General features: G+C 64.3%; 9 protein-coding genes. 4 read left to right on the top strand and 5 right to left on the bottom strand.

What is annotated here, in order from left to right; all coding sequences use genetic code 11:
- Positions 1 to 345: response regulator transcription factor (locus ABSF49_RS16480; RefSeq protein ID WP_424113740.1), on the bottom strand; the 345-nt coding region annotated here is incomplete at its 3' end.
- Between the two features lie 289 nt (positions 346 to 634).
- Between ABSF49_RS16480 and ABSF49_RS16475 the strand changes: the two genes are divergently transcribed.
- Complete coding sequence (locus ABSF49_RS16475) at positions 635 to 1132, top strand: hypothetical protein (protein WP_424113739.1); 498 nt, start codon at positions 635 to 637, stop codon at positions 1130 to 1132.
- Between the two features lie 787 nt (positions 1133 to 1919).
- Here the strand turns inward: ABSF49_RS16475 and ABSF49_RS16470 are convergent.
- The 4 genes from ABSF49_RS16470 to ABSF49_RS16455 form a co-directional block, all read right to left on the bottom strand.
- Complete coding sequence (locus ABSF49_RS16470; protein WP_424113738.1) at positions 1920 to 3101, bottom strand: iron-containing alcohol dehydrogenase; 1182 nt, start codon at positions 3099 to 3101, stop codon at positions 1920 to 1922.
- 12 nt (positions 3102 to 3113) lie between these two features.
- The gene (locus ABSF49_RS16465; protein WP_424113737.1) at positions 3114 to 4505 is read right to left on the bottom strand and encodes an aldehyde dehydrogenase family protein; all 1392 of its coding nucleotides are present in this window, start codon (positions 4503 to 4505) and stop codon (positions 3114 to 3116) included.
- A gap of 15 nt (positions 4506 to 4520) precedes the next feature.
- Complete coding sequence (locus ABSF49_RS16460) at positions 4521 to 5876, bottom strand: glutamine synthetase family protein (RefSeq protein ID WP_424113736.1); 1356 nt, start codon at positions 5874 to 5876, stop codon at positions 4521 to 4523.
- 182 nt (positions 5877 to 6058) lie between these two features.
- Positions 6059 to 7552 (bottom strand): M81 family metallopeptidase, encoded by a 1494-nt coding sequence (locus ABSF49_RS16455; RefSeq protein ID WP_424113741.1) that lies wholly within the window; start codon positions 7550 to 7552, stop codon positions 6059 to 6061.
- A gap of 479 nt (positions 7553 to 8031) precedes the next feature.
- On the opposite strand from ABSF49_RS16455, the gene ABSF49_RS16450 reads away from it, so the two are divergent.
- From ABSF49_RS16450 to ABSF49_RS16440, 3 genes are all read left to right on the top strand, one after another.
- The gene (locus ABSF49_RS16450; RefSeq protein WP_424113735.1) at positions 8032 to 9585 is read left to right on the top strand and encodes a Ppx/GppA phosphatase family protein; all 1554 of its coding nucleotides are present in this window, start codon (positions 8032 to 8034) and stop codon (positions 9583 to 9585) included.
- A gap of 525 nt (positions 9586 to 10110) precedes the next feature.
- The gene (locus ABSF49_RS16445) at positions 10111 to 10647 is read left to right on the top strand and encodes a hypothetical protein (RefSeq protein WP_424113734.1); all 537 of its coding nucleotides are present in this window, start codon (positions 10111 to 10113) and stop codon (positions 10645 to 10647) included.
- Positions 10648 to 10714: 67 nt separating this feature from the next.
- Positions 10715 to 10978, top strand: coding sequence for a hypothetical protein (locus ABSF49_RS16440; protein WP_424113733.1), 264 nt, complete (start codon positions 10715 to 10717; stop codon positions 10976 to 10978).
- Positions 10979 to 11267 lie beyond the last annotated feature (289 nt).

Here is an 11267-nt window from a genome sequence, read left to right as displayed (position 1 = left end):
AGTGATCATGACAATGGGCACATGAATGCTCGCTTCCGTTAGCTGAGTCTGGAAGTCCAGACCGCCCACTCCGGGAAGTCTGACGTCGAGCACGATGCAGCAAGGCGCGTCCGGAAGCTTGTGCTGCAATAATTCCGCGGCCGACGCGAATGATTTCGGCTTAAGGCCGACCGACTGAAACAAACTGCTCAGCGCTTCGCGAACCTCCGGGTCGTCATCGACGACAAGGATGATTGGCGTCTCGGAGGGCGCATCAATCGGGTTGGACGGCCTTCGCTGCGTCACGAGAACCCCCTCCCACACGAAGATCGCGCCGACCGGACTGCCGCGCGGCATAGGGACCATACGAAGATTTGGCTTCAGGAAACAAACGCAAAGCGGCAGTCAATCAACGTATGATGGAACAATTGGTCGAGCAATGTAAATTGAACACCAGCATGACTCGATGGGCTGCGACGCTTGCATTCACCTATCGTGGAGCGAGTCGCCTGTTGAAGGCAAAGGAAATTGCGGAGCGGCCTCTTCAGTCTGAGCCCGATAAGCTCGGTGGCGCGCATTCCGTCGAACTGACAGGGGTGGTCTGCCGCTCCATCTTTTGGGGCGGGCTTGATGTCCGCTGGTACAGGAGCAGGCGATGAGCGTCGTCACAATCGGGATTGATGTGGGCAAGGCTTGGTTCCATCTCGTTGGGCTGGACAGTCGCGGCGACATCGTGGCCCGTCAACGGCTCAACCAGCCGCAACTGTCGCGATATTTTGGCCAGTTGGCGCCCTGCCTCATTGGCATGGAGGCGTCTCCCGGCGCTATCTGCCTCGCACGGCGACTGCTCGCAGTTGGGCACGACGCACGACTGATGTCGGCGGAGTTCATCCGTCCGTTCGTGAAATGCGACAGGACCGACTGTCTCGATGCGGAGGCCATCGCCGCAGAGGCCATCGCCCAGGCTGTTCAGCACGCGACAATGCGCTTTATCCGGTCAAGATTGGCGAGCCACTTGATCTCACAGTCGTTCACTCGATGCGAGGCGGCCTGGTCAGCCGAAGCGGTGGAGGGAGCAATCAGATTCGCTTCTTCCCGTAGGATTGTTAATCGGCCGCGGGTCCAAACCCCGATCGGCGTGGTAACGCCTTGAGGCGGCTGGTCTCCACTGGGCCAGCTCACGAGCTGAACTACAGGTGCCGATATGCTTGCGGCAATTCACCGCCGCTTCGCGCCCATTGCGGCCGGCCCCGGGGCAAGGAGGCGGTTCTCGAAAGCGGACCCCCTCCCAGGAGAAGCGCTCTCGACAGTATGGGTGGAGATCTGCCGTTTCCGCTTCGGCGAGAGATTGTTTCAAATGTAATGAAACTCAGAGTTGAGAGCTACTGACTTGCGCTATCTCTGCTATTCGTTTCCCACCTGCCAAAGGGCAGCACGTTTTTACAGCACAATTTCGCGCGGTCTAGAAGGTGTTGCAATTGAGACAACAGGGACCAGCGTCACCATTCGATTTGACGAGCCAATAACGGGTGCGCAAATCAAGAAATTCATAGAATTGTTCACGGGTGTGTTTGGCGAGAAACTCTGTGGCGAAGGCGTCGCTTCGATCGCTGACGACAATAATTCAGCGTAAGTCGCGCACCCCGACTGGGAGGTCGACGCTGCTTTCGATTGCGGCGACAGTTACAACGTTGGCGAGCCGGTCGCGCCCGATCGACGTCAGCCCGAAAGCGCCTTGAGCGGAGGGCGCGCGGCTTAGCGCTTGCATCCATCTTGCGCGATCGCAGACGCCGTCAACATCGCTCGGGCGCGACAGGGGGCATCCGCGAAAGCCTCGCCGCCTCGGCGTTTGAGAGCGCCGATCAGCGCCGCGCATGGGGGTCACCGCGCTTCGGCGCGGTCAGACGCGATCAGGGCCGCTGGCCGCCCGCTGTCCACGATCAACCCGCACGAAGGACGCCGTCGATAGCGTCTTCGTAAAGCTGCGCCAGAACCTCCGCGTTCACTTTTCGTGGGTTTCCCCCGCACGACGGGTCTTGCGCGGCCATTTTCGCAAGCCGAGGCACCATGTCCCTGCTAACGCCGATCGCGTCCAGGCGATTAGGAATGCCGATTTCTTGACGCAGCGCTAGCACCCAGTCCAACACTGCCTGGAAGGATGGCGACGGCAGATCGAGATATCGCGCCAGCGCCGTCATACGCGCGTCTATAGCCGGACGGTTGAATGCTAGGACGTAGGGCATGACGATCGCGATCGTGAGGCCGTGATGGGAATTCAGCAGCGCGCCGCACGGATGCGACAACGAGTGCATCGCCCCCAGGCCTTTTTGGAACGCCGTCGCTCCCATGGTAGAGGCGACCATCATGTGAGAGCGCGCTTCGATGTTCTGGCCCTCGCGGACGGCGACGGGAAGCCATTGCTTGACTAGACTGATCGCCTCCAGAGCGACTCCCTGAGCGATGGGGTGGTAGAACGGGCTGCAATAGGCCTCGAGGTTGTGGGAGAGAGCGTCTATCCCCACTGCCGCCGTGACTTTCGGCGGTAAATCTAAGGTCAATGCTGGGTCGGCGATGACGATTTGCGGCATCATCCTCGGGTGAAATATGATCTTCTTGGCGTGGTCGCTTTCGTCGGTGATCACGGAAGCGCGCCCGACCTCGGAGCCGGTCCCCGACGTCGTCGGAACGGCGACGACGGGCGCCATGCTCTCCACTTTGACGCGCGTCCACCAGTCGTCCCTGTCCTCGAAATCCCAGATCGGCCGGTCCTGTCCAACCATCAGGGCGATCGCCTTGGCGGCGTCGAGGCCGCTGCCGCCGCCGAAAGCGATGACGCCGTCGTAGCCGCCGGCGCGGTAGGCGGCGACGCCCGCCTCGACGTCCGCGGCGGTCGGATTGGGCCGGACGTCGGCGAATAATCTCGCGGGCAGCCCCGCCGCCGCCAGCAGCGCGAGCGTCTCGGTCACGATTGAGAGCTTGGCGAGCCCCTTGTCGGTGATCAGCAAGGGCTTGGCGATCCCCGCTTCGCGGCACGCGTCCGGCAACTCGGCGATGCGCCCGACGCCGAAACGGATTGCGGTTGGATAGTTCCAGTTGCCTCGCAGGGATTGCACGGCGGTCATAAGAGTCCTCGCTCAGATCTTCACACGCAAATGGAACGACTTCGGCCGGGTCAGGTGTTCGTAGCCCAAGACCGAAAGAGAACAGCCGCGCCCGGAATCCTTCACCCCCACCCAGGCCAGTGCGGGATCGAGGTAGTCGCAGCGGTTCATGAATACGGTGCCGGTCTCCAGACGCGAGCCGATCGACTTCGCCGCCTGCTCATCGGTGGTCCACACCGAAGCGGTGAGGCCGTACGCGCTCTCGTTCATCAGCGCCAGCGCCTCCTCGTCCGAGCGCACCTTCATGACGCCCACCACCGGGCCGAAGGTTTCCTCGGTCATAGCGCGCATGGAGTGGTCGACGTTCACAAGGATCTGGGGAGCGAGATAGGGCGTGCCGGGCCTGTCGGCAGCGAACAGGGGCGGCTCGATGAGCGCACGCGCTCCTTTCGCCACCGCCTCGGCGTTCTGGGCGCGGACGAAGGCCGCCGCTTCGGCGTTCACCATCGGACCGAGGTTGACGTCCGGCCTGATTGGGTTGCCCAGGCGATACGTGCGTGTCAGCGCCGCCGCGCCTTCGACAAACGCGTCGTAGAGCGAATCGTGGACATAGATCCGTTCGACGCCGCAGCAGGACTGCCCGCTGTTGAAGAACGCGCCGTCCACCAGATTCTCGACGGCGTACGCAAGGTTGGCGTCGGCGCGGACATAGGCCGGGTCCTTGCCGCCGAGCTCCAGGCCGACGCCGATGAAGCGGTCCGCCGCCACCTGTTGCACCCGGCGTCCTACCGGCACCGATCCCGTGAAGGCGATGAAGTTTACACGCGGATCGCGGATCACCTGCTCGGCGTCGGCGCCGCCGAGGTGCAGCGCCTGGAATACCCCCTCAGGCAATCCCGCCTCGCGCCACGCCGCGGCGAACCGCTCGGCGCACAGGAGCGTCTGCGTCGCCTGCTTCAGGATGACTGCATTGCCGGCAATGATGGCGGGCAGAACGGCGTTGACGGTGATCAGATAGGGATAGTTCCACGCCCCCACGACGAAGACGACCCCCAGCGGTTCGCGGCGAATGAAGCGGTCGAAGCCCTCCTTGCCAGCCGGGCGAATGTCGCCCAGGCCTTCCGGAGCGAGCGCGATCATGGCGCGACCGCGCTCTTCGAACCCACGCACCTCGCCGGGCGTCTGGGAAGACGGGCGTCCCATTTGCCAGGACAGCTCCAGAGCGATCTCCGGTCCTTTTGCGACGAAGGCATCGACGAAGCGAGCGGCGATCGCCTGCCGCTCGGCGAGGGGCGTCTGGCGCCAGGACTTTTGCGCCTTGGCGGCTGCGGCGATGGCGGCGTCCACTTCCTGCGCAGAGGCGGCGGCGCGTTCCGCGTAGACGCTGCCGTCCACCGGGCTGATAATTTTGAGAATCCGGCTCACGATTCAAAACTCCGATCAGATCATTTCGAAATAGCGCCTGAGCTCCCAGTCGGTCACGTGCTTGCGGAACTCGCGCTCCTCCCATTCGCGCGTGGCGGCGAAATGGTCGACGAAAGCGTCGCCAAACACTTCGCGCGCCTCGGACGAGGCCTTGAACGCCTGCGCCGCGTCCCACAGCGTGCGCGGCAATTGCAACGCGTCGGGCACGTCCTGGAGATAGGCGTTGCCAGCCATTGGCGGCGTCGGTTCGAGTTTGTGTTCGATGCCGTAGAGGCCGGCGGCGAAGGCGCAGGCCAGCGCGAGGTAAGGGTTACAATCGGCGCCAGGGACGCGGTATTCCACCCGCTGCGCCTTCGAACCGCCAGTTATGGCGCGGATGGCTACGGTGCGATTGTCGGCGCCCCAAGTGGCCGCCGTCGGCGCCCAATAGCCCGGCACCAGCCGGCGGTAGGAGTTGACCGTCGGCGCCGCTAAGGCGAGCCAAGGCGCGGCGAAGCACTGAACGCCGCCGATGAAATGGCGCATGGTTTGGCTGATCGCGTGGGGCTGCGAAGCGTCGTGGAACACCGGCTCGCCGGACAGGCTCTTCAGCGAGACATGGATATGGCCGCCTTGCCCCGGCATTTTCGGGTCCCATTTGGCCATGAACGAGACGTTGCGCCCCTGTCGCTGCGCCAACACTTTGGCAAAGGTCTTAAACAGCGCGGCCTTGTCGCCCGCCGCAAGGGCCCTGTCGACGGAAATGGCCGCCTCCAGGGCGCCCGGTCCGGTTTCCTCGTGGAGGCCCTCGAGGACGATGTCCATTTCCTCGCACAGATCGAGCAGGCCGCGATAGAATTCGGTATTGACTGAATTGCGAAGCACCGAGTAGCCGGCGTTCGAAACGCCCATCGGCGCCAGACTGCGCCAGCCTTTGTCCTCCAACGATTCGGGCGTTTCCTCGACAACAAGAAACTCGTATTCGCATGCGGCGTAAGGCTCGAAGCCACGCTCGCGCACCTTGGCGATCACCCGGCGCAGGACCCCGCGCGGGCACAAGGGCTCGTGTTTCCCGACGAATTCGCCCAGGAAGAACACCATGTTGTCTTCGAGCGGCAGCTTACGGCAAGAATCGAGCAACAGGCGCACCTGGGCGTCGCCGAAGCCGAGGTGCCAGCCGGTGAGCGTGGCGTTGTCGTAAAGCTGGTCTTGGCAATCCCAGCCGAGCACCACATCGCAAAAACCGAAGCCGCCGCCCTCGAGCGAAGACAGGAATTTGCTGCGCGCCATGTATTTGCCGCGCATCACACCGTCGATGTCGAACACCCCGACCTTGATCTGCTTGAGCCCGCGCTCCTCCAACAGTTGGCGGACATCGTCTGTTGTCGCCACTTGCCTTGGATCCATGATGCGCCGTCTCCCAATTCCTATAGGCCAGGCTCGCGCCGACGCGGCTTTCTACACTTTTGCAGGCGGTTTCAAAACGCGACCGAAAGTCCTGCATTTCGACGGCGACGGGCTTCGCTCGGCTGGGAACACACGTAACGCCGACAGGTCGCGCCGCTCTCGACCATCTACCGCTCGCCGCCCCGCGGCTCGAAGGCGCGCCCGAGGGGCTGAATTCGCACCCCCCGCCTAAGTCGAGAATAGCCGAGGCGCTCGGGATCGGCGACGTTCTCGCCGGGCGCGACCACGATCAGGATTTGCTCGGCCAGTGGCGCGAAGTCGGCGCGGAAGTGGACTGAACTCTTCAGGGCGATGATCCGATGGCTGGCGGGATCGATCCCGACATGGCGAAGCATCTCACGATCCGCAGCCTGCTGGCGCCGGCTGGAAACGACGACTCGGATTCCCCCGATGCGAAGCTGCGCCATCGGCCCCAACTGCATCCGGCAGCCGCTGTAAAACGGCCCTGTTCCGACAAAATTGCCATCGCCGAGACGCTCGACTCGATAGGTCGCGACAACGCTTTCCTCCTTGGAGCGCCCGCTCTTGGCGCCGAGCGCGATCGTGATGTCGGCCCCTTCGCCGGCGGCGTGAGCCGCCGCCGCGGCTTCGGGATCGCAGATCACCGCGATCACTGCGTCCGCCACGCGGGCCTCGATCATGGCGCGAAGAACGCCCACGGTGTCGGAGGTCGCGCCAGCGCCAGGATTGTCCTGGGTGTCGGCAAGGAGCACCGTGCCGCGCACGGACCGCGCGCGTTCGAGGGCTTCCGACGGTTCCAGCAGTTCTCCCGCGAAGGCGGGCTCCCGTTCGAGGAACGCCCGCTCGAGACGATCCGCCGACGCATCGACGGCCTCGCGATCGTTGCCGTAAACGACGACGGCTGGGCCGCATTCGTCGAAATCGGCGAGGGAGAACCCCGCCGCGAGCGCCGCGGACGTTATGCTTGGCGCCCGCTCCGCATCTTTGACGATCGCCATCATGCTCGCCATTGGTTCTGCGAGGGTCGATTGCCAATGAAGCGGAATGAGGTAGGGGAGTTTGCGAAAGGCCTTGTAAGGACGCGAGGAGGCGTCGACCAGCAGCGCCGCCGCGCGTCTTCCCGTCTCCTCCATGTCCACGTGCGGATAGGTTCTGTAGGTGACCAAAAGGTCGGCGGTCTCGACCATCAAGCGCGTGATGTTGGCATGGAAGTCGAGCACGACGACGATCGTTACTTCCGGCCCCAAGGCCTTGCGAACTCTGCGAATGATTTCACCGTCGCCGTCGGCGACATGCTCGCACACCATCGCGCCATGGAGATCGAGAAACACCGCGTCAACTCGCCCTGCCACCGCCAAGCGCCCGACGAGCTCGCCGACGATCGACTCGAAAGCCGATTGCGTCACGAGGCCGGAAGGCGATGCGGAAGCCCAGATTGTCGTGACGAGATCGAATCCGAGCGTCTCGGCTTGGGCTAGGAACCCTGCCATGGGGAGATTGAGCCCGCGCACAGCTGGCGAGATCTCGTCACCTCGGACGATGCCTGGCCACGCGTCAGGGGTGGCGAAGTCCGCGTAGCTGGTGTGACCTGCCGCGAAAGTGTTGGTCTCGTGAAGAAAACCACCGACTGCGACCCGCATCTGCAAGCACCATGTTTCGAACGATTGAGCCCACAAGGCCGCCGAACGAAGGGCTATTTTCGGGCGACGACCGCCCGCACGGCTCTTACGTCTTCAGGCACTCCATGTTCGGTTCGCTCCAGGACTCTGAGAGATTAGAACTTTCAGCCGATTCGAATGGAAAGAAGCGGGGGTCAGACGGGAAACCAGTATAGCGTTCGAACGAGGCTCCGGCGAAGGGCCTATCAATGGTCAACCATCAGTGGCGCAGGCCATCGCCTGTTGGCCGTTGAACGTCCGCTCTTTCTTCCGATCGTGCGAAAACTGGCGTGCCGCCCCCGACCAATCACCTCCGCTTCGCGCCCGTTGCAGCGGTTCCCAGCCAATGCGGCGGTTCTCGAAAGCGGACTCGATGTCGGCGACGCCGAGCCGCCTCCTCTCGATTAGACAAGCCCCTCGTCGTTGCGCATGATCCCGTTGGGGGGTGAAAGGCGCCGCGGATGGTCAAGGACAGCGCCGGCGAGGCCGCGTTGCGCCCGCTCGATCTCAATCCCGAACGCGCGGGATGGACCGATCGCGCGCCCTACGCCATCGTTGACATCGGCTCGAATTCAGTACGGCTCGTCGTCTATGACCAACTCGGCCGGGCGCCCTTGCCGCGCTTCAACGAGAAGTCGCTTTGTCGCCTGGGCGACGGCCTCGCGCAAACTGGCGCGATCGCGGCAGAGGGCTTTCGCCGCACGGTCGAGGCGGTGCGGCGGTTTCGCGCCATCGCCGATGCGATGGGCGTGACCAAGATCGACGCGACGGGAACCGAAGCAATTCGACGCGCGTCGAACGGACCGGCGCTCGCCGCCGCCATCGCCGCCGAATCCGGTCTCGAGGTTCGTATCCTCAGCGGCGCGGAGGAAGCGCGCTTCGCCACGCTGGGCGTGATCTCCGGCTTCTTTCGCCCGGTTGGATCGGTCGGCGACATGGGCGGCGGCAGCCTTGAAGTCGCCGAGGCGCTCGACGATCATGTCGGCAATCGGTGGGTCAGCCTGCCGCTCGGAGCTTTGCCGGTCGAAGCGATGCTTGCCGACGGGCTGCCCGAAGCCAAGCGCCGAATCGACGCGATGCTGCACGCGAACGTTCCAACGGCGCTCGGCAGGCCGGTGTTCTATCCGGTCGGCGGCGGCTGGCGCGCGCTGGCCAAGGCGCACATGGAAGCGGTCGAGGCGCCGGTCAAGGTTGTTCACGGCTATTCGCTGGCGACCGAGGAAGCGCGTGGCTTCGCAAAATCGCTGTTGCGGCTGACGCCCGCCAAACTTGCGGCGACGCCCGGCGTGCCCGAACGGCGCGCCCGCACATTGCCGGCGGCGGCGCTCGTGCTCGATCGCGTGCTGAAACGGCTCGCCCCGAAGCACGTCGTGTTTTCCGCGCTCGGGTTGCGCGAGGGCTTTCTCTATTCGCAGTTGAGCAAGCTGGAACGCTATCTCGACCCGCTTGTCGAAGGCGCGCGGCTTGTCGGACTGCCGCTGGCGCGTGTGCCTGATTTTGCGCCCGTGCTGGCAGCCTGGACGGCCGATATCTTCCCAAGGGAGACCCCGGGCGATACGCGCCTGCGCGTTGCGGTCTGCGCGCTCTCCGACATCGCTTGGCGCGATCACCCGGATCTGCGCGCCGAAGAGAGCTTTCGCCGGCTGCTGCAATTTCCGTTCATCGGCGTCGATCACGCTGAGCGGGTATTCATCGCGACAGCGATCCACGCCCGTTACGCCGGCCGGACGGACGCGCCCTGGCTCAGCCCGGCGGACCGTCTCCTCACGCCGGCGATGCGGCGTCGTGCGCAGATTCTCGGCCGGGCGATTTTGCTGGCTTACCGGTTTTCCGGCGGCGTGCCAGCGGTGCTCGCCAGCGCGCGCCTGCGCATCGAACCCCACTGCGTTCGGCTCGAAGTCGGCGCCACCGCCCGCGCGCCCGATAGCGAAGTTGTCGTCGACCGCCTGAAGCTCCTCGCGGCGGCGATCGGCGTCCGGCGCAGCGAGATCGTCGTCGTTGAAGAGAAGTCGTAGTTCGAACGCTGCCTATCCGGTCAAGATCCCCGCTGTAAACAGGGCCGGCCTGGCGCCTCATGCGGCGTCAGCAATGCGCCCAAATCAGCTGTCCGATGGTTAGCGGTGGCGGTTCCGTAGCGGACGTCGCGGCGGCGCTTCGCCATGACGTTGCCGCGTGGAGTCGCGGCAAACACTCGCGGCCGGATCGCTGCTATGAAGGGGCATTCACCAAGCGCTTTCGTAGTCGGCGCGTGCCTAGCGGCGGGCGTGACCGCGCGTAACGACGTGACGTTGTGAGAGCCTTGACAGACGCCAAGGCATCGCCTTCGTCGCCTCTGGCCGTTCTTGTCGGGTGCTGCCGCCGGGGCCGTCGGACGCGGTGAACTGTTCTGTAACGCCGTCTGCCGTCCGACTTGCGGCTGCGTCACAAACGCGCGTCTATTCAGCACTAAAGCTGTGTCCAAACCGGCCTCGCTCATGGCGATGCCGCTCGCCATGATTTAACGTCGGGAGCTGCGCCTCGTGCGCCCCCGGGAGGACAGCATGCGCAAAGCCATTCTGAGCGTTCTAGCGGCTTGTGGCGTGGCGGCCGTCATCGCGTTTTCGAGCGCGCCGGCCTACGCGAAGACCGTCAAAGAATGCGACGCCGAATACACCGCGAACAAGGAGGCGATCAAGGCGTCGGGACAGAAGAAAGCCGACTACGTCGCGGCGTGCCGAGCCGGTACTGCCGCGCCGGTCGCCACTCTCGCGGCTGCCGCGCCCGCGGCGCCTGCTCCTGCTTCTGCGGCGGCGCCGGCACCTAAGCCGACCGTTGCGGCTCCGCCGCCAATGGCTCCCGCCGCCGCCCCGGCGAAGCCGCGCGTCGCCGCTCCCACGGGAGCCGGCGGTTTCGCTGCGGACGCCCAGGCGAAGGCGCATTGCCCGGCCGACACCGTCGTGTGGGTGAATGCGAAGTCGGGCGTCTACCACTTCGCTGGCACTCACAACTACGGCACAACGAAGCAAGGCACGTATATGTGCGAAGCGGACGCGAAATCCGCCGGCGACCGCGCGGCCGAGAACGAAAAGCACCCGTGAACGATCAAACGTTTGGGGCGCGGCTCTTGTCAGGCCGCGCCTCACGTGCCCACGCCGCATCGCTTCCATGAGCCCGGATCAATGCCGGCAGGCGCGCGACCTCCTCAAATGGTCGCGCTTCGACCTCGCCAAGGCGGCCGACGTGCCGCTGTGGTTCGTCGCGCTGTTCGAAGACGGCAAGGAGATTCGGTATTTCTATATGGACTACAAAGGCTCGATGCAGAAGATGCTTGAGGCGCGTGGCTTCGAGTTTCCGTTTGGCCTGGTCGACGGCGAGATTACGCCGCTCGAACTCGTCTACGCGCCGAGAAATACGGCCGGTTCAACGTAGGACGACTCCCGAACCTTATGGGACCATAGCGCCGAAGATTGCCGCGCAAGTCTCGCGCTAGGTTTGCGTGGTAAGGGAGCGGCGTCGCTCAGATGAAGTGACCGAGGACTAGCAAGAGGCTTCCGATGGCGGAAGCAGCCGAAGGCTCGACGGCCCTAGGCGCATCTGTCGCGCGAGGCCGCCGCTACGTCGCCTACTATCGCATGTCGACAAGCAAGCAGGCGCGCGAGAGCTTCAGCCTGGAGGCGCAACAAGCCGCGATTGCGAATTACGTGGTATCCAACCCCGG

The sequence above is a fragment of the Roseiarcus sp. genome (assembly GCF_049514155.1).
Taxonomy (GTDB): Bacteria; Pseudomonadota; Alphaproteobacteria; order Rhizobiales; family Beijerinckiaceae; genus Roseiarcus.
This window is presented reverse-complemented; position numbering and strand designations above follow the sequence as displayed.